This window comes from Brevefilum fermentans, assembly GCF_900184705.1.
Lineage (GTDB): Bacteria > Chloroflexota > Anaerolineae > Anaerolineales > Anaerolineaceae > Brevifilum > Brevifilum fermentans.
Genome location: NZ_LT859958.1, coordinates 1,305,472 through 1,325,307, shown reverse-complemented (window position 1 = coordinate 1,325,307; position 19,836 = coordinate 1,305,472). Strand labels below are relative to the sequence as shown.

General features: G+C 43.3%; 17 protein-coding genes. 13 read left to right on the top strand and 4 right to left on the bottom strand.

Features of this window, described 5'->3' with window-relative positions; all coding sequences use genetic code 11:
- Positions 1 to 77 precede the first annotated feature (77 nt).
- From treS to CFX1CAM_RS05795, 5 genes are all read left to right on the top strand, one after another.
- On the top strand, positions 78 to 1,712 hold the full coding sequence (gene treS, locus CFX1CAM_RS05815) for a maltose alpha-D-glucosyltransferase (RefSeq protein ID WP_087862114.1): 1,635 nt from the start codon (positions 78 to 80) through the stop codon (positions 1,710 to 1,712).
- A 401-nt stretch (positions 1,713 to 2,113) separates the two neighbouring features.
- Entirely contained in the window at positions 2,114 to 3,421 is a 1,308-nt protein-coding gene (locus tag CFX1CAM_RS05810) for an ABC transporter substrate-binding protein (RefSeq protein ID WP_087862113.1), read from the top strand.
- 77 nt (positions 3,422 to 3,498) lie between these two features.
- Positions 3,499 to 4,398 (top strand): carbohydrate ABC transporter permease, encoded by a 900-nt coding sequence (locus tag CFX1CAM_RS05805; RefSeq protein WP_087862112.1) that lies wholly within the window; start codon positions 3,499 to 3,501, stop codon positions 4,396 to 4,398.
- The gene (locus CFX1CAM_RS05800; RefSeq protein ID WP_231940964.1) at positions 4,395 to 5,348 is read left to right on the top strand and encodes a carbohydrate ABC transporter permease; all 954 of its coding nucleotides are present in this window, start codon (positions 4,395 to 4,397) and stop codon (positions 5,346 to 5,348) included. Before CFX1CAM_RS05805 ends, CFX1CAM_RS05800 begins: the two co-directional genes overlap by 4 nt.
- Positions 5,349 to 5,469: 121 nt before the next feature.
- Complete coding sequence (locus tag CFX1CAM_RS05795) at positions 5,470 to 7,140, top strand: D-sedoheptulose-7-phosphate isomerase (protein WP_087862111.1); 1,671 nt, start codon at positions 5,470 to 5,472, stop codon at positions 7,138 to 7,140.
- Positions 7,141 to 7,431: 291 nt separating this feature from the next.
- Here the strand turns inward: CFX1CAM_RS05795 and CFX1CAM_RS05790 are convergent, their stop codons facing one another.
- The 4 genes from CFX1CAM_RS05790 to CFX1CAM_RS05775 all read right to left on the bottom strand — a co-directional run bounded on the left by CFX1CAM_RS05790 (position 7,432) and on the right by CFX1CAM_RS05775 (position 12,317).
- A complete protein-coding gene (locus CFX1CAM_RS05790) occupies positions 7,432 to 8,193 on the bottom strand; it encodes a radical SAM protein (protein WP_087862110.1) in 762 nt (253 codons plus the stop codon).
- Between the two features lie 122 nt (positions 8,194 to 8,315).
- Positions 8,316 to 9,341 (bottom strand): sigma-70 family RNA polymerase sigma factor, encoded by a 1,026-nt coding sequence (locus CFX1CAM_RS05785; protein WP_087862109.1) that lies wholly within the window; start codon positions 9,339 to 9,341, stop codon positions 8,316 to 8,318.
- A gap of 398 nt (positions 9,342 to 9,739) precedes the next feature.
- On the bottom strand, positions 9,740 to 10,765 hold the full coding sequence (gene amrS / locus CFX1CAM_RS05780; RefSeq protein WP_087862108.1) for an AmmeMemoRadiSam system radical SAM enzyme: 1,026 nt from the start codon (positions 10,763 to 10,765) through the stop codon (positions 9,740 to 9,742).
- 340 nt (positions 10,766 to 11,105) lie between these two features.
- Positions 11,106 to 12,317 carry a 2,3-bisphosphoglycerate-independent phosphoglycerate mutase gene (locus CFX1CAM_RS05775; RefSeq protein WP_197687094.1) on the bottom strand — a complete coding sequence of 404 codons (1,212 nt, stop codon included), beginning with the start codon at positions 12,315 to 12,317 and terminating at the stop codon, positions 11,106 to 11,108.
- A 221-nt stretch (positions 12,318 to 12,538) separates the two neighbouring features.
- On the opposite strand from CFX1CAM_RS05775, the gene CFX1CAM_RS05770 reads away from it, so the two are divergent.
- The 8 genes from CFX1CAM_RS05770 to CFX1CAM_RS05735 all read left to right on the top strand — a co-directional run bounded on the left by CFX1CAM_RS05770 (position 12,539) and on the right by CFX1CAM_RS05735 (position 19,697).
- Entirely contained in the window at positions 12,539 to 13,369 is an 831-nt protein-coding gene (locus CFX1CAM_RS05770) for an ABC transporter permease (RefSeq protein ID WP_087862107.1), read from the top strand.
- Positions 13,362 to 14,129 (top strand): ABC transporter ATP-binding protein, encoded by a 768-nt coding sequence (locus CFX1CAM_RS05765; protein ID WP_087862106.1) that lies wholly within the window; start codon positions 13,362 to 13,364, stop codon positions 14,127 to 14,129. The genes CFX1CAM_RS05770 and CFX1CAM_RS05765 overlap by 8 nt, the downstream gene beginning before the upstream one ends.
- A gap of 96 nt (positions 14,130 to 14,225) precedes the next feature.
- Positions 14,226 to 14,777 carry a dTDP-4-dehydrorhamnose 3,5-epimerase gene (rfbC, locus tag CFX1CAM_RS05760; protein WP_087862105.1) on the top strand — a complete coding sequence of 184 codons (552 nt, stop codon included), beginning with the start codon at positions 14,226 to 14,228 and terminating at the stop codon, positions 14,775 to 14,777.
- Positions 14,774 to 15,859, top strand: a complete 1,086-nt coding sequence (gene rfbB, locus CFX1CAM_RS05755; RefSeq protein ID WP_087862104.1) for a dTDP-glucose 4,6-dehydratase — start codon at positions 14,774 to 14,776, stop codon at positions 15,857 to 15,859. The genes rfbC and rfbB overlap by 4 nt, the downstream gene beginning before the upstream one ends.
- Positions 15,856 to 16,728: a glucose-1-phosphate thymidylyltransferase RfbA gene (rfbA, locus tag CFX1CAM_RS05750; protein WP_087862103.1), complete on the top strand. Its 873-nt coding sequence runs from the start codon at positions 15,856 to 15,858 to the stop codon at positions 16,726 to 16,728. The genes rfbB and rfbA overlap by 4 nt, the downstream gene beginning before the upstream one ends.
- Positions 16,729 to 16,730: 2 nt before the next feature.
- A complete protein-coding gene (gene rfbD, locus CFX1CAM_RS05745) occupies positions 16,731 to 17,624 on the top strand; it encodes a dTDP-4-dehydrorhamnose reductase (RefSeq protein WP_087862102.1) in 894 nt (297 codons plus the stop codon).
- Between the two features lie 85 nt (positions 17,625 to 17,709).
- The gene (locus tag CFX1CAM_RS05740) at positions 17,710 to 18,780 is read left to right on the top strand and encodes a DegT/DnrJ/EryC1/StrS family aminotransferase (RefSeq protein ID WP_087862101.1); all 1,071 of its coding nucleotides are present in this window, start codon (positions 17,710 to 17,712) and stop codon (positions 18,778 to 18,780) included.
- Positions 18,777 to 19,697, top strand: a complete 921-nt coding sequence (locus CFX1CAM_RS05735; RefSeq protein ID WP_087862100.1) for a hypothetical protein — start codon at positions 18,777 to 18,779, stop codon at positions 19,695 to 19,697. The genes CFX1CAM_RS05740 and CFX1CAM_RS05735 overlap by 4 nt, the downstream gene beginning before the upstream one ends.
- Positions 19,698 to 19,836: the final 139 nt, after the last annotated feature.

Below are 19,836 nucleotides of genomic sequence, written 5' to 3'. Positions count from 1 at the left end.
AACGCCTTTCACTTGCCGCTTTATTCATATGCCCTTATACTGAAAGAGAACATCAAATTTACAAAACGGGAGAGCAAATGTCTAAAAATAATATGCCCTGGTATATGAATGCTGTTTTTTATGAAGTTCACATCAGAGCTTACTGCGATTCTAATAACGATGGTATCGGTGATATCCTAGGATTGATCAGCAAATTAGATTACATCAAAAATCTCGGAGTAGATTGTATCTGGATTCTACCGATTTATCCCTCTCCATTAAAAGACGATGGCTACGACATTGCAGATTATTACAATGTTCACCCGGATTACGGAACACTTGAGGATTTTAAACGTTTAATCCAAGAAGCCCATAACAGAGGTTTGCGGGTCATCGCCGACCTGGTGCTCAACCACACCTCTGATCAACATCACTGGTTCCAAACTTCAAGATCAGAACCAAATTCCAAATTTCGGGATTATTATGTTTGGTCTGATACTGACGATAAGTATGCAGATGCCAGAATTATTTTCCTTGATACTGAAGTCTCAAATTGGACTTATGATGAAAAAGCAGGTCTTTTCTTCTGGCACCGTTTTTACTCCTCCCAACCCGACTTAAATTATGACAATCCGGCGGTTGTTGAAGAAATGCAGCGAGTAATGAAATTCTGGCTGGAAATGGGCATTGACGGTTTTCGGGCAGATGCGGTCCCCTATTTAATTGAGCGCGAAGGCACAAACTGTGAAAATTTACCTGAAACCCACCAAATCCTGAAAGGTTTTCGAACTTATTTAGACGAGAACTACGAGGACAAAATATTGTTGGCAGAAGCAAACCAGTGGCCAATGGATGTTTTAGCTTACTTCGGCGATGGTGATGAATTCCATATGGGTTTCCATTTCCCGGTTATGCCTCGTATTTACATGGCGCTCCGAAAAGGCGACGCCAGTCCTATCCATTGGATCATGTCACAAACTCCAGATATCCCCGATAACACACAGTGGTGCACCTTCCTTCGCAACCACGATGAGCTAACGCTGGAAATGGTCACCGAAGAAGAGCGACAATGGATGTGGGCAGAATATGCGCCTGATCCACGAATGCGACTGAACTTAGGTATCCGCCGGCGACTGGCTCCCCTGCTGGATAATGACCCACGAAAAATCATGCTGGCGAACGCTTTGCTATATTCGTTGCCCGGTGCACCCATTGTCTACTATGGCGATGAAATCGGCATGGGCGACAATATCTGGCTTTACGATCGCAATGGGGTCCGCACACCCATGCAATGGAATGATCGGTTAAATGCTGGTTTCTCAGAAGCCAAACCGGAAACGCTGTACGCGCCCGTCATCGATAACGAAGAATTCTCCTATAAGGTTATCAACGTTGAGGCTCAAGAACACGATCCGCATTCATTGCTCAACAAAATGCGGCACTTAATCGATGTTAGGAAGTTACACCCGATCTTTGCTCTGGGAGCTTACGAGTTTTTAGCAAAAGAACACACAAAATGTCTTTGCATCCTGAGGACACATTCTGATGAACAGGTGTTATGTTTATTTAATCTCACCAATTCAGTTCAACAGCTTTCATTGGACCTTGCAGCATTTGCAGATAGAGATATTGTTAGTTTGATCGACGGAAATTCCCTGGGAAAAATTAAGCTGGCAGAAACTGAGCTGGAACTGGAACCTTATGAATTCCAGTGGCTATCGTTAAAATGCTGATCCTTTCGCTTTCCAGAGATGCGAACAACCCCAGAGCGATATGATCGGTCGGATACAGCTCACTACCTTTACAGGGCGCAGGGATTACTACGGGAAGGTCCGCACCTACAAATGACACTGAATTAAGAACTAACCAATTTTCAAACTCTCATTCCTTTACTTGATTTATTATTCTTTCTCATTTATAATTTATTAAGTATAGAGGCATGCTGATGTGATTAGCATGCCAAACAATTTATTGACTCACCTTGTTGACATCGTGTCACATTGTTCTTTTGTGGTAATAATCGCACATGAACAATTCGTCCCATAAATGATAGTAAAAGGAGGAGCAATCGGTTAGAAAAAATAAAGTAACACCCAAAATTAACAAAAATATAAAACATTTAAAGGAGAAAGAAATGAAAAAAATTCATTACAGTGTAATCCTCGTGTTGCTCGCCTTGTCTTTACTTCTCGCTTCCTGTCAGACTGCAGCTACACCGGAAGAACCTGCAACCAAACCCGAAGAGCCTGTTGTCGAGGCACCGGCGGCTGAAAAGTTAGAAATCTTCTCCTGGTGGACCGCAGGTGGCGAAGCTGAGGGCCTTTACCAAATGTTCGAAGTGTACAGCGCGATGTACCCGGATGTTGAAATCATCAATGCGACCGTTGCGGGTGGCGCGGGCACCAATGCGAAAGCCGTCCTGGCAACAAGGCTGCAGGGTGGAGACCCACCAGATTCCTTCCAGGTCCATGCTGGTCTTGAAGTAGAAAAATACGAACCCTCAACCTATCTTGAGCCTATTGACGATATGTTTGACCCGACTGTATTCCCGAAGGACCTTCTAGATCTCTTGCTTTACGAAGGCCATTACTGGACTATGCCGGTCAATATTCATCGTTCCAATGTGCTCTGGTACAATCCAAAGCTGCTGGAAGAGAACAATCTCGCAGTCCCCACCACAATGGATGAGTTCTTCGAAACTTGTGAAGCCCTTGAAGCTGCTGGTTTGATTCCGATCGCAATGGGTACGAAAGATGGCTGGGAAGCAGCCCATGTATTCGAAAGCTTTTTACCTTCAGCCCTTGGCGCTGATGCATATCGCGGCTTGTGGACCGGTGAAACTTCCTGGAATGACCCGCTTGTAACAAAGGCTTTGGAAGATTTCCTTACCATGATGAAATATGTCAATGAAGACCACGCTGCCCTGACCTGGGATGCCGCTGGTGAATATATCATTGCAGACCAGGCTGTATTCATGATCATGGGTGACTGGGCTGCTGGATGGTTTGCTTCAAAGGGTTATGGCGACTTTGGTTGGGCTCCTCCACCAGGAACGCAAGGCATTTTTGTTGGCCTTTCTGATGCTTTTGCACTGCCAAAGAATGCCCCCAATGAAGAAGCAGCCATTCGTTGGCTTGAGGTTTGTGGCTCCAAGGATGGACAAGAAGCCTTCAACCCGGCCAAGGGCTCAATTTGTGCTCGCACAGACTGCAACCCGGATGCTTTTAAAGTTGTGCCTGAAACCTACCCGTACCTCACTTCTGCTGCTGAAGACTGGGCGGTGGATGCAATCGTTCCGAGCGTTGTTCACGGTGCAGCCGCTTTTGAAAGTTGGGCAACGGATTTCAAAGATGTCCTCACCCTGTTTGTTGCCAGTGGCGATGTTGCTGCTGCACAAAGTGGGTTGGCTGGTTTATGCGTCGCAGCCGGCATTTGCAAATAACCTAGTTTTATCTTCAAAGGCAGCTCCTTTACGGAGCTGCCTTTATATCAATAAATCCAAAAGGAGACAACGGCTGAATGCATCAATCAAAAAAAGAACGTAGGATTGCTTTCTTGTTGATCCTCCCGACGCTCATCGCAATGGTGGTTTTTATCTACGGATTTATTGGATTCACCGGGTATGCATCCCTCTCAAATTGGAAAACATTGAAAATTGACCTGTCCTTTATAGGGCTGGATAATTACATAAATTTATTTCGAAATCAGCGTTTCCTTATTGGCATGCGCAACACTTTAACTTTCACCACCCTTTTCCTCTTGTCTGCGATTTTGTTGGGTTTCTTTTTAGCCGTTTTATTAGATCAGAACATCAAAGGTGAAAGCGTTTTTCGGAATATTTATTTGTTTCCAATGGCCTTGAGTTATATTGTCACCGGTGTGGTTTGGCGTTGGCTTCTATCGCCAGGCACCTCGGTCACCGGCCCCCAGGGTGTAAATATGCTGTTCGATATGATAGGGTTGGGATTCCTAAAAAGCGGCTGGTTTACCGACCCGAATATTGGCATCAAAGCAGTTGTGATTGCTGCCACCTGGCAAACCGCTGGATATATCATGGCACTCTACCTGGCTGGGATCAGAGCGATACCCATTGAACTCAGAGAGGCTGCACGTGTGGACGGCGCATCTGAATTCCAAATTTATCTAAAGATTATTATTCCGCTGTTGAGTCCGATCACGCTGAGTGCAGTGATTATTCTCGGACACATTAGTCTAAAGATTTTCGATCTGGTGTGGTCAATGACAGGGCCTGGGACCGGTTTCAGTACCGACGTGCCAGCCTTGTTTATGTATGACACAACCTTCAGAGGCAACCGGTTCGCACAGGGAGCGTCCTTGGCGATGGTACTTTTAACCCTGGTTGCCATCTTGGTGGTGCCCTATCTGATCATGAGCAATAAACGAGAGGTTCAACGGTGAAAAAAACTATAAATTCATCAAAGATCTCTAAATTTTTCATTTACTTCTTTTTGGTTGCTGCAGCGGCATTTTTCCTGCTACCGATATTCTTATTACTAAACACAAGCCTGAAATCTTATTCAGATGTATCTCTGGCAACGATGTGGAAACTTCCCAACAGCATTGGTTTCGATTCTTTTAAACAAGCCTGGTTCGGCAGTATTGAAGGCGGATACCGAGGGCTGCGGGAAAATTTTATAAATAGCCTCTGGCTGGCTGGTCCAGCTGCCATTCTTTCAGCTTTCATCGGTTCAATCAATGGATACATCTTTTCAAAATGGAAATTTCGTGGATCAAACGTGCTCTTCGCCCTGCTCTTATTCGGCATGTTCATTCCCTATCAAAGCATCTTAATCCCTTTAGTTCAGTCACTTCAATGGCTCTCCCATTTCACCAGCCCAATTATTGCGCTGATTAATAGCATTAAGCTCCCTGGCATCCTTTCCAGTATTCCAGCTTGGTTGGCACAATTTGTGCCTGCTTATGGCACAATTGGCGGGTTGATCCTGGTCCATGTGATTTACGGAATCCCAATCGCAACCCTAGTTTTTAAAAATTATTACACGGAAATTCCCACCGATCTGGTTGAGGCAGGTATGATGGATGGCGCCGGTATTTTAGGCATTTATCGCCATATTCTGTTTCCAATTTCAGTGCCCGGATTTGTTGTCGTGTTGATCTGGCAATTTACTTCAATTTGGAACGATTTTTTGTTTGGCGTGATCATCACCCCCAACCCCAGGATACAACCGGTTACAGTGGCTTTAAATAATTTGGCAGGATCATATATCGTTGAGTGGAATGTCCAGATGGCAGGGTCTCTGGTTGCCGCTGTTCCAACAGTGCTGATCTTCATATTTCTCAGCCGTTACTTCTTGCGGGGTTTAATTGCCGGGTCGCTAAAAGGCTGATTCCAGTGTTGGTGGTGCAAAATACCGCTGCTGACGGAAATTCGCCCTTGTCTTAAAGTAAATACCTCTTGAGTTCCTTTCTTTGACCAGTGGTAAATGATCTATTAAGTGAGAGATTACTATGCCCTACAAATTTGTTGATCTACGCAAAGTCCATACATATCCTCTGATCCAGCGCAAGAACCTGGTTAAAATGAAGGATCTTATACAACCAGATGAAATAACCCAAACCATGGAAAACCCGGCACTTATCAGGGTTGTTGAATTGATTAAAAAAGCTCATCAGGACAAGCGACCGATAATTTGGATGATGGGTGCACATGTAATTAAAAATGGTTTGGGTTTAATCCTAGTGGACCTGATGAAACATGGTTTTGTTTCACACATCGCAGGCAATGGCGCCGTTGGCATCCACGATTTTGAATTGGCATTGATTGGCGAAACCAGCGAAGATGTGGCCACCAGTATCGAGGATGGCACTTTTGGTATGGCTGAAGAGACAGGAGCGCTCATCCACCAGGCTCTCAAAGAGGGGATTAAGGATCGCCTGGGTTATGGCGAATCCCTGGGTCGGTTTATTGCGACCCAGAAATTCCAGCATCGTGAAGTCAGTGTTCTGTACCACGCCTATCAGCTTAAGATCCCCTTCACGATTCACGCCACATTAGGGGCAGACATCATCCATCAACATCCAGATTGTGATTTTGGGATTTTAGGTGCTGCTTCAGGTCATGATTTCAAGATCTTCTGTCACTCAGTAACTGAATTAGATCGTGGTGTTTTCTTAAATTTTGGCTCAGCAGTTACCGGGCCTGAGGTGTTTCTGAAAGCATTGTCGATTGCTCGCAATTTGGGGCATAAAGTTGAGGGGTTCATTACAGCAAATTTTGATCTGTTCCCGGTCCCTGATGATTACCATAAACCAGTCAGCTCAGAAAAACCGGTATATTATTATCGTCCATTAAAAAACATTGTTAACCGTCCTACCTCTTTACATGGACAGGGGTTTCATATCCAGGGTGATCACCGTTTGACGATACCCACACTTCATAAGAAGCTCATCGGGTGTAACCAAACAGGGAAACCAAGACAGGACATCGATGAAAAAACTGATGATATTTCATTTTTTCTAAACATTGTCGAAGAACGCAGCACCGAGGCAGCGAATGCAGCAAAAGACTTTCTCGAGCGTAAGCCTGAACTCATAAACGCACTGCCAGCCTTGTGCCAGGCGTATTTAGCCATTGCCGCTTCATTTGAACGCGGAGGCGTTCTTTTCCTAGCTGGGAACGGGGGGAGTATGGCGGATGCACAGCACATCGCCGGTGAACTTCAAAAATCCTTTTTACACAAGCGAATCCTGCCTGATGCCATCAAAAACCTTTTTGATAAACTTGATTCCGATCACATCCTTTCAACCAGTCTGGAAGCAGGGTTACCAGCAATCACGCTGGGGCTGAACCCAGCACTGAATTCAGCGATTGATAACGATTTTGGTCAACGCTGGTTAAATTTCGCACAGGAGCTGCAAGCACTAGCCAGAGTCGGTGACGTGTTTTTCGGTATCAGCACCAGCGGTAAAGCCAGGAACCTTGTATTTGCCAGCTGTACAGCTCGCGCAAAAGGCTGTTACGTGATCTTGCTGACCGGCGAAAATGAAAGCAACTTATCGAAGTTTGCAGATATTTCCATCCACGTACCAGGTGTCGAAACCCACCTGGTTCAGGAAGCCCACATCGCCCTCTATCATTGCCTGTGCGCTATGTTGGAAGGTGACTTTTTCGGACGTTGAGCTGAAGCTTTTTTAATATAACGATCTAATTGTTGTTGATATATTATTTCACACAACTCAAGCCACGATCTGCGTCAAATAAATACCGTTTTTCAAATCCTTCGTACACGAGGACACGTCGTATAACCGGGTGTTTTCCTTTTCAATTCTAGTATTTACACCAAAGTATGAATATCCATGATTTTTATCACCTGGGAAATATTTTCACCACACTTTGTTCGTTGAACTTCCAGGCTCTTTTCAAATACAGCAGGTTATCCTTCACCCAGCGTTTCTGAACAATCCTTCTATTCAATCAAATGTCATGACCTTGAGCTGATAGCGTTTTTCGAGATCCTGCGCAATGGCGTTCAGCCGTTGCAAACTCACACCTTCAACACCAGCACAAGCCGTCGGTCTGACTGTTGAGTAAATATGAATTAATTTTGGGTTCAATTCAGCCAGAAGGTTTGCCCAGGCTTCATAGGAATCGCCGCGTACATTTGAGATTTCACCATCGAACAACAAACTTTGGATCATTAAATTTGGCAATGATTTTAAACCAGTTATTAACTCTTGAAACCGAATAGAATGTGCTGGTCGATTGATCGCTTTGAATGTACCTTCGTCTCCAGCATCAAGCTTCATCATCGGTAAATCAAACAACTGTAAAGTCATATTGATACCTGGCTCATGCACCCTTGATGCATTGGTGAAAATTCCAAGTTTGGTCTCCGGACGTAATTCTTTGCGCAAAGATAGAACCCCCTGAACAATCTCGACAAAATCCGGGTGGAGCGTAGGGTCACCATTTCCTGAAAACGTCAAGAACTCAATCGTACGCGGTTTTTTCATAGCGTGTCTGACAGCATCCAAAACCTTGCTTACTGAAGGGAAGTCATTGAAGTTCTTTCCGGAGTCGTCTACCTTTCCCTCCCCATACTGGCAATAAACACAATTAAAAGAGCATACCTTTCGGTTTACTGGCAATAAGTTTATACCCAAAGAGCGACCCAAACGACGAGAAAGGATCGGCCCATAGATAATCCTGGGTTGTAAAGGTATCCCTGACATTAACTTTTCCTAAAAACATTGATGGGTAGGAAACCGGTCTGAAACTGAAACAGAGAATTTGTTTTTAAAAAGAAAAGGCAAATTTATTATTGCCTTTTCTCTAACATTTCCTTTACTTGATGCTATAAGTAGTTGCGCAATCTACTTTGATTCTGTGGGCTGCGTAATTTGCGTAAAGCTTTCTGCTGTATCTGCCGGATTCTCTCTCGTGTCACACCAAAAATCTCACCCAGTTCTTTTAGCGTATGGCTACGGTTGCCCTCCAAACCAAAGCGTAACTTGATAATACTTGCTTCACGGTCTGAGAGCTCGCTTAGTGCGTTGGAGATATCTTCTTCCAAAAGCCGTTGCTGAACAGAATTGAAAGGCAAAACTGCATTTTCGTTTTCAACGAAGTTAATCAGCTCACTTTCGCCTTCTTCGCCAACGGGTTCATCAAGCGAGACAGGCAAACGAGCATAATGGATTAATTGCCTTAATTCTTCAACATCTTGATCCACGTGTTCAGAAATTTCCTCAAGCGTCGGTTGACGGCCCAATTCTTGCGAAAGATCACGGGTCACCGTACGAACTTTTCGCAGACGGTTACTTAAATAATTGGGAAGACGAATTGTGCGTTCTTTCTGGTTTAGAAAACGTAAAACGGACCGGCGAATCCACCAGGTTGCATACGTGCTAAACCGGTTTCCTCGTGTATAGTCAAATTTGTCAACTGCCCGAATCAGACCAACATTTCCAGCCTGGATCAAATCAAGAAAAGAAGAGCCATATCGGCGATACTTTTTGGCGATGCTCACGACTAAACGAATATTCGCTTTGATCAAATACTCACGTGCTTCTTTGCCTTCCCGAATCATGTCTTGAATCTCTTCAAGGTTTTCAAGATTTCCGTCAGCATCAATCATGGTTTGCCGCGCATGACGACCGATCTCCATTTTCTTTGCCAGGGTAATTTCCTCTTCACGAGTCAATAATGGCACCCGGCTCATTTCGTTCAGGTATAAACTGACAGAATCATCAGAGGTAATCCCTGAATGATCAGAAACGTTCTCCTCATAAATCATATCCAGGTCTTCCAACTGTTCATCATCGAACAAAGGATATTGACTTGCCATTACCGCGTCATCAGAATAGTTAATATTTGTCATCTTTCTATTTGCTCCTTGTTTCTACTTCCCAAATTCTTTTTCTTTGCGGACAGTTATCTGAATCTGGGTTTCGAGCGTAAAAAAGCCATTGACCAAGTTTCCATTGCGTCAATGGGCTAAAAATCACCTTTCAAACTTTAAGAAAACTTATCGTAGTCTTGTCCAATATTATAACAGACTTTCACGTAAATAGTCGCGCATTTGTGTTAATATTCTGTAAGTATATTAAATATTTCCTGTTGGTAAAACAGCTTTCTACTATTAAACAGCATTATCCTGTATTTTACAAGGGTTTGTAAGCAAATAATATCGATATTTACTTCAATTATTTGTTTTTAGGCTGGGGAAACCAAAATTGTTCTTTAGCAATATGCTGGATTCCAGTTTTTATCACATTCTCAGTGTTCTTGCACAAGCCCCACCCCATCCAGCGGAGTGTTACAGTTCTTGCATCGACCTGCTGGAGTGAGCCCGCTCAATTGGACTGTAAATGCAGTTCTTTGAATTAATTCCTTCCCACATGTTTTGCATTTCGTACTTTCACTTCCGCCAACATTTCCAATATAAACATACAACAGGCCAATTTTTTCTGCCATCTCTTTTGTCTGGTAAAGAAATTTTTTGTCAGTCGCTGAAATATTGCTCAATTTATACTGCGGATAGAAACGGCTCAAATGCCAGGGAGTCACAGGCCCAAGATCCTCGTAAATAAACTTTGCAAGGTCTTCTAACTCCTCAGAATCATCATTGACTCCAGGGACAATTAATGTGGTGATCTCCAGCCATATTCCAAGAGATCTCATCTTTCGACAGCTTTCCAATACAGGTTCAAGACGTCCCCCAATATACTTCCGATAGGTTTGATCACGAAAAGCTTTGATGTCCACATTAGCGGCATCCAGATGAGGGTGCATGGTCTCTAACATTTCGGTTGTCATAAATCCATTGGTTACAAAAACATTGAACAACCCTTTTGCTCTGGCCAATTTTGCAGTATCAAAGCAATATTCAAAGAAAATCGTTGGTTCAGTGTAGGTATAAGAAATTGACAAACACCCTGAAGCAAATGCGTCTTCGACGATTGCTTCTGGCATAATCCTATGCACATGCGGTAACTCCATGATTTTTGGCATTTGCGAGATTTGCCAGTTCTGACACCAATCACAACGGAAATTACAACCCGGCATCGCAATTGAATAAGAGTGCGATCCGGGATGAAAATGATACAGTGGCTTTTTCTCGATTGGATCGATGTTCCTGGCAATTAAATTCCCGTATACGTGAGTGAACAATTGTCCATCTCGATTTTCGCGCACTCGGCAAATACCGCGATCTCCCTCCTTAATTTTGCATTTATGTGCACACAAAATGCACTGTACCTGATGATCATCAAGCTGATTGTATAGCAAGGCATCATACAACATACCAACCTCCGTTCGGTTCCCGGCTTGCCACAATAATCATAATCGATTGACGACCGCATTTCAACATGCTCGATAGCGAATAAGCAATCCCCCGTCAATTTCGTTCAGGTCGATGTAACTTCTCCAGACTTAAATGGTTACCATATTTCAACATTCTGTTGTTGGACGGCATAAGATATCGTCCTGTGTGTACGTTTAAATGTCGCTTTTTATATATTAAACTATGCGAAGTTCTAACAAGTTTGAGCTGTTCTTTTAATAAACATTCAGTGGCTTTAACAAAGAACCAGCGTTATGACTGCTGGTTCTTATTAGCCAACATATTTCCATTAACAGTAAATCAAGCGCCAAATTTTTCTAACCTTCCAGCGTGAGCCATTGCTAGGTTCATTAATTCATAAGCTGGGAAACGTACCCCCAGGCTTCCTCTCCGGCAAGCACTTTCACCAAAGCTAGCAATATTGTCTGGGCGACACATCTTTGAATAGAACAACAACGGCACAGGATGCCAGCTATGTTTTTTCATCAAGCAAGGCGTGCTGTGATCTCCTGTGATGATAAGCACTGATGGGTCCAAAGCCATGATTCTTGGGAGCAACGCGTCTACCTTCTCAATTTCTTGAACTTTTTTCTCAAAGTTACCATCCTCACCATAGCTATCTGTCTTTTTGATATGCACAAAAAAGTAATCATAATCTTCCCAGAAGTTTTCCAGCATATCAATTTCTTCATCGTAAGATTGTGCGGCTGCAGGGCTCTCCATTCCTACCAATTTGGCGACACCTCGATACATCGGGTACATCGCAATCGCAATTGCCTTCAGGTTCAAAACGTCAGGAATTTTAGGCCAATCCGGCAATTGCGCAAAACCTCGCAGCAAGAGCATATTCGCAGGAGATTCGTCAACCAGGATACGTTCAGCCTGGGAAACAAATTCCTGAATAATTTCCGCGGTCCGTTCAGATTTTTTATCCAATGCACTTGCAATCAGTGGCTTTTTCCCGAGCACTTGCGGGTCTGTTTCTTGAACATTCGGGCTCAGACCTTCGGCTCGGATGACGAGTAAAAAGCGATATTCTTTTTCAGGTGCAAGAAAAACCTCAACACCGGGAATTTTGATATTTTGAAGCAGCAAGTCGCACAACCGCTGACCTTCTTCGGTTGGGATACGCCCTGCACGACGATCAGTCACAAGTCCATTTTCATCAACCGTACAGAAATTCCCTCGCGCTGCGACATCATTTGGCTGTAAATTAAAATCAATACCAAGCGCAGAAAGCACTCCTCGACCCACAACATATTTAAGCGGATCGTAACCGAATAATGATAGATGAGCTGGCCCACTGCCAGGAGTAATGCCGGGGCGAATTGCCTCATGCAACCCTAACATACTTTTCTCAGCCAGGGAATCCATATTCGGGGTTTTCGCAGCTTCCAGTTCTGTCTTCCCCCCTGGTTCCATGGGTAATCCGCCAAGTCCGTCCATCACTAATAACACAATTTTGTTCTTCACGCCATCAATCACCAGGGGTGCCATGTTTTCAAAACTCATCAAAAAATCTCCTATTCAAAAATTCGTCCATTAACCGAATATCCGTTAATTGCAATTGGTAATTATAGGTTCATTTCCAAGCTTTTGACAAATGTCTTTCCATCATTAGCCCAAACCAAATGTTTTTCGTCCTTTTTGGGAAGGCAAACCAGTAAAGCTGATCTTATACATTGACACATTTTGCCTTTTCGGGTAACCTAATTTTTGGTAATTAAGAAGGAATGGACTTGAAAAACTCCGCCATGATCTATGACAGTGCCAAAAGGAAACACCCCGCAATCGAGGAGTTTTTGGCACTAATTCGGTATCGAGACCTGATCTACCAGTTGGTTCGTCGGGACATCGTCGCCAGGTATAAACGTTCTGTATTGGGCATTGCCTGGACCATGCTAAACCCTTTAGGCACCATGCTGATTATGGTTGTAGTTTTTTCACAGGTTTTTCAAACCGCCAAAAATTATCCGGCATATGTTCTCTCAGGCGTCATTGTATGGACCATGTTCTCCCAATCTACCAGCATGGCAATGAGCTCGATGGTATGGGGCAGTCAACTTTTTCACCAAATTTATGTTCCGCGGACTTCTTTTGTGGTATCGACCATACTTGCCAGCATGGTTAATTTCGTTCTGTCTTTCATCCCGCTAGGCCTAATTTTTCTTATCACGGGAGTGCCTTTACGTCCATCAGCCTTGCTGCTTCCTGTGTTTATGGTCTTTTTATTTTCTTTTTCCTTGGGAGTAGCCTTATTACTGTCCACACTGGCGGTCTTTTTTCCAGATATTGCTGACTTTTATCCTGTTTTATTAACCGCCTGGATGTATCTATCGCCTATTATTATGCCGCTTGATTTCTACCGAAAAATTTTAAATGGTCTTCTACTGTATATCAACCCATTTTATTACATCATAAATTTATTCCGCATCTTGGTTTTGGATGGATTTGTCCCACATCTTCAAACCTGGGGAGCTACTGCCTTTGTCTCTTTTGGTGTTCTGATCATCGGTTGGGTTTTCTTCTGTAGTAAAGCTGATAAATTTGCATATCATGTCTGAGTCGATCATCAACCAACCCCATAATGAGACAGCCATATTACTGGAGAATATCTCTATCAGATATCGTCTGCCCAGTGAATCGATCAGAACCTTCAAAGAATACATGATCAGAAAAGTGCAGGGGCGGATAAAACACAACTCGTTTTTAGCGTTAAACAAGATTAACCTTGAAATCAAACAGGGCGAGATCTTTGGCATTCTTGGACGCAATGGGGCTGGCAAATCAACATTGCTGAAAGTTATATCGAAAGTACTCATCCCAACCGAAGGCCGGGTGCTGACCAGGGGATATCTTAGCCCTTTACTTCAGCTTGGTGCCGGCTTTCATACAGAATTAACCGGAATAGAAAACATTTTTCTCAACGGAACCCTGCTGGGGCGTTCACAAAATGAAATTAAAGAAAAACTGGATGAGATCATTGCTTTCGCTGAAATCGGGAACTTCATCGAAGCACCATTGCGGACCTATTCATCAGGCATGCAGGCGCGTTTGGGCTTTGCTGTCGCGTCAGCCTGGCAGCCAGATATTCTTATTTTAGATGAAGTTCTTGCTGTAGGTGATCTCGCTTTCCAGGAAAAATGCTTCGAACGTATGGCTGTTTTTAGAAATAGCGGTGCAACTGTTTTGATGGTATCGCACTCAATTGATCGATTAAGGTCGATGTGTCAACGTGCAATGTGGCTTGAGCATGGCGAAATTCAAAAGATAGGCGCTGCAGACGATGTGTGTGATACCTACAGCGCTGCACTGCAAAATTGATAATGCCGGATTATATTTTGAATAGCAGCAAGATTATAAACTCACCCATGCCCTGAGTTTGACCTGTTATAATTACTCTACTAGAGGAATTTATTAATGAGTCATTTTTCTCCAACTGAAATTCCAGATGTACTCTCCATTACCCCGCGAGTTTTTGAAGACCATCGTGGCTTTTTTATGGAAACCTATCAAAAACAGGTGTTTTCCCAGGCTGGGATTTTGCACGAATTTGTTCAGGACAATCATTCCTCATCGGGTCAATGGACACTCAGAGGGCTTCATTACCAGGTCACTCATACCCAGGGAAAGCTGGTGCGCGTTGTAATTGGCGAGATTTTTGATGTCGCTGTCGACTTGCGAAAAAGCTCTCCACACTTTGGCAAATGGGTTGGCGCAATTCTTTCTGACAAAAACAAGACTCAGCTGTGGATCCCACCCGGCTTTGCCCATGGATTCTTGGTCCTCTCTAAACATGCAGATGTCGTTTACAAAACCACAGACTTTTACGATCGTGAAAGCGATCGAACAATTTACTGGAATGATCCAGATTTAGGCATCCTCTGGCCCATTCCGGATGGCATACAGCCCCTGGTTTCAGAAAAGGATAAATCTGGAACTTTATTTTCAAAAGCGGAGGTATTTGAATGAATCGGAATATTTTGGTCACAGGGGGCGCTGGCTTTATCGGCTCGAATTTTATCCGGTATGTTCAAACCCAGGACCCAACCATCAACCTGGTCAATCTCGATTTGTTAACCTATGCCGGGAGCACTGAAAACCTGAAAGATCTTCCGAACCCAAAAAATCATCACTTCATTAACGACGATATTTGCAACCAGGTACAGGTTGAAAACATCCTGAGGGAGCATCAGATTGATACAATTGTTCATTTTGCAGCGGAATCACACGTTGATCGGTCGCTTAAAGGGCCGGACGCGTTCATTCAAACCAACATCGTTGGCACTTTTTCCTTGCTTGAAGCCGCCCGTAAAGTGTGGCTGATCGAACAAAAACAGAACAAAGACACCGTCCGCTTTCATCATATTTCCACAGATGAGGTCTATGGGACTTTAGCGCCTAACGATCCTGCATTTGAGGAAACCACCCCTTACGCTCCAACCTCGCCATATTCTGCCTCAAAAGCCAGCAGCGATCATTTAGTCCGTTCCTACGCACATTCCTTCGGCTTGCCAATCACCATCTCTAATTGCTCTAACAATTACGGTCCACATCAATTTCCAGAAAAACTAATCCCTTTGGTGATTCTAAATGCCCTCACTGGAAAAGCGTTGCCGATTTATGGTGATGGGATGCAAATTCGGGACTGGTTATACGTGGAAGATCACTGCGAAGCAATCTGGGCGATCCTTCAAAAGGGAAAAATTGGCGAAAGCTACAATATCGGCGGCGATAACCAACCTCCGAACATTGAAATTGTGACCACAATTTGTGCGCTTCTTGATGAAGCAAATCCCTCCTCCGAATACTACCCCCACTCACAGTTGATTAAACATGTGACCGACCGACCAGGTCACGATCGTCGCTACGCAATGAATATCGAGAAAATTCATCGGGAATTAGGTTGGCAGCCCAGCGTTGACCTGCGTGAAGGATTGCAAAAAACCGTCACCTGGTATTTAGAGCATACTGATTGGTTGAACGCGATTATTAAAGAAAAAGGCTACCAGAACTGGGTCGAAATTAACTATCAAGGGAGAGAAAATCAATGAAAGGCATTATTTTGGCGGGAGGACGTGGAACACGGCTTTTCCCTTTAACCATCGGGGTTAGCAAACAATTATTGCCCGTATACGACAAACCCATGATCTATTATCCGCTTTCGATGTTGATGCTGGCGCTGATCAAAGACATCCTGATTATCACCACGCCAGAAGATCAGGCCCAATATCAGCGGGTACTGGGTGATGGTTCGCAATGGGGCCTATCTTTTGCTTATAAAATCCAAACTGAACCCCGTGGATTGGCGGATGCCTTTATCGTTGGAGAGGAGTTTATTGGCGACCAGTCCGCCGCTCTGATCCTCGGAGACAATATCTTTTATGGTCATGGCTTGCCCACAACTTTAAGGGAAGCTGCTGCCATAGAGAAGGGAGCGGTCATCTTTGCTTACCCGGTCAACGACCCCGAACGCTATGGCGTGGTTGAATTTGATGAGGCTGGGAATGCCCTTTCGCTGGAAGAAAAACCAGTCAAACCTCGGTCCCAATTCGCGGTTCCGGGAATTTATTTTTATGATAATCGCGTGGTTGATTTTGCAAAAAACCTCAAGCCTTCAGCGCGGGGAGAAATCGAAATCACTGACCTCAATAAGATTTATATGGAACTGGGTGAATTACGGGTCAAAGAGCTCGGACGTGGCGTGGCCTGGCTGGATGCTGGGATGCACCAGTCACTGCTGCAGGCAGCAAATTTCGTCCAGGCCGTTGAAGATCGCCAGGGCATGATGATCTCCTGTCCTGAAGAGATCGCTTATCGCATGGGCTTTATCTCTAAAGATGATCTCAAGCAACTATCAAAAACATTTAATGGCAACCAGTACGGAAACTATCTCCTGAGGTTAGCTAATGAAGAACTGTAAGCATGACTATTAAAATTTTACTGCTTGGAAATACTGGCCAGTTAGGTTGGGAACTAAACCGCACCCTGTTCACATTGGGAGAATTAACCGCTTTAGATTATCCACAGATTAATATGGCTGACCCTGAAAATATTCGCGCCCTTGTGAGAAGGATGCGACCGAATATTGTGGTCAATGCTACTGCCTATACGAATGTCGATCAAGCAGAAATTGAACCGAATTTAGCTTATGCAATTAACGCAGCGGGTGTCGAGGTCTTAGCTCTCGAAACCGCCGAACTTGGTTCAGCACTAATTCACTATTCCACAGACTATGTTTTTGATGGTCAAAAGGGAACACCTTACACTGAAGATGATCTCCCCTCACCCCTCAATGTTTATGGTAAGACCAAGCTGGCTGGAGAAAACAAAGTTAAGGACTGTACAGAAATCTACCTGGTTTTTCGCACCAGTTGGGTGTATTCGCTCAGACGACCCAGTTTCGTAACCAAAGTATTACAATGGGCACGTGAACAAGAAACCCTCCGGATTGTTGATGACCAGATCAGCAGCCCAACATGGGCTCGCACCCTGGCCGAAGCTACCGCGCAAATAATTGCCCAAGGGCAAAGTGACCCAGTAGGCTACATCCAGGAAAAACAAGGGGTATATCACCTGACTGATAGAGGCGGCTGTAGCCGCTACGAATGGGCAAAAGCCATCCTGAAATTAGATCCAAAAAAAGAAGAGCAAATTGTCAAAGAAATCTTGCCAGCAAAAAGCGTGGAATTCCCTTCTTTGGCGCATCGACCACTAAATTCAGAACTCGATTTGAGTAAGGTTCAAGAAAAATTCCACATTCATTTGCCCGCCTGGCAGACTTCAATTCATTTGGCGATAAATAGGTTTTCAACATAATGAAAATGGAACAGTTTTCTCAACATGGTTCCATTTTGGGCAAACATTTTAATTTTTATCATATTTAACATTGAAAAACATTTAAATGATTCCTGTAACCAAAACCTTCTTACCGCCAATCGAAGAATATATTCACTACCTGGAGAAAATCTGGGAGTCCAACCAGCTCACCAATAATGGGCCACTGGTACAGGAGCTGGAGGCGAAGCTCAAAAATTACCTGGGTGTGAAGCATCTATTTTTCGTCAGTAACGGCACCATCGCGCTTCAGATCGCCATCAAAGCGTTGGATCTGAAAGGCGAGGTTATTACCACTCCATTTTCTTATGTGGCAACCACTTCCAGTCTGGTCTGGGAAGGATGTCAACCGGTTTTCGTTGATATCGATCCACATACACTATGTATCGATTCAAATTTAATTGAAGCCGCTATCACCGAAAAGACGACGGGTATTCTTACCACACACGTTTATGGCATTCCTTGTGATGTAGAACGCATCCAAGCAATTGCCAAAAATCATGGATTGAAAGTGCTTTATGATGCTGCTCACACTTTTGGGGGAAAATACCAGGGAAAGGCAATTGTTTCTTACGGAGATGTCGCCACGCTCAGTTTCCATGCTACGAAATTATTCCATACAGTAGAAGGTGGTGCTATTGTCACCGATGATGATGATATCGCACATCGCATTAACTATATGCGTAATTTCGGTCATAAAGGTCAGGAAGACTTCTGGGGTCTTGGTATAAACGGGAAAAACTCAGAATTCCATGCTGCCATGGGTTTATGTGTTTTGCCACATGTCCCTGAAATCATCTCAGCGAGAAATAAAATTTCTAACTGGTACGATGAGAAATTGGATTTTTCTAATTTATCAAGATTTGTTCTACCGGGTGGAACACGGTTTAATTATGGCTATTTCCCGGTCATTTTTCCTTCTGAAATGGAGCTACTGGAAGTAAAAAAACGGATGAATGCACAAAATATCTTTCCCAGGCGTTATTTTTATCCCTCATTGGAGAATTTACCTTATATTTCCGACCAGTATTGTCCTGTGTCTGAAAGTATTTCACGCAGAATACTCTGCCTTCCACTTTATTACGGACTATATGAAGACCAAGTAACAAAAATCTCGCAATTAATAAACACACAATGAATATAAATGACAACCAACCAGAAGGCTATTTGCACCCATTGTACGCTCAATCTTTTACAAACATTGGGGAGCCATTGTTTCTGCCACGTTGTAAAGGTTGGTTAATTAAAAGACAAATACCGGGAACTTTTTTGTATGATGCCATGGGACCTTACCCTCTATTCTTTTGTGAAGATTGGCAGTCTCTGATTGATGATTTAAAAGCGCTTGCAGATCAACTAATTAGTGTATCGTTTGTAATTGGACCCTTTTCAGAGATTCCAATAAAAACTTTTATGGAATATTTTGACCAATTTTACGTTTACAAGGAACATTACATTTATGATACTAACTTATCTTTGACCGAAACAATTTCAAAATATCGGATTCGTGACGCTAGACGGGCATTAAGAAATTTAACAGTTGAACACAAAGTATCACCGGACATAAATTTGGTTGAATGGACAAATTTATATAATCACCTTATTAAACGTCATAATATTACTGGCATTCGTTCTTTTTCTAAAGATTGCTTCGCAAAACAACTGGCGATCCCAAACACACATTATTTTAGGGCTTTATTGAAAGATGAGATTGTAGGCGGGAATATTTTTTTTATCCAAAGAAATGTAGCCTATGGACACTTATTAGCTTTAACCCCCTTAGGATACAAATTAGGTGCATCACATGCAATTAAATGGATTGCCATTCAAGATTTATCAAATATTGTACGTTGGATAAACTTTGGAGGCGGAACTTCCATGATATACAAGCAAGGTACAGGTTTAGATCAATTTAAGCAAAGCTGGTCCAATACAAAAAAAGATGCTTATTTTTGTGGAAAAATTTTTCACAATGATATTTATCATCATTTGACAGATATCCATGGCTTAGAAGGTCGAAACTGGTTTCCTTCCTATCGCTGTAATGATTTTTAACAAGGAATCCAAGATTTGAAATTTATCCTAGTCCTTCTTATCAAAATGTTAGTTTTGATTTAATGTAAACAATAACCCATTTTCAAAAAGATGAGGAATTCGGCGTTTTTTTAGGTTTCACATCATTTACTTACGAGGA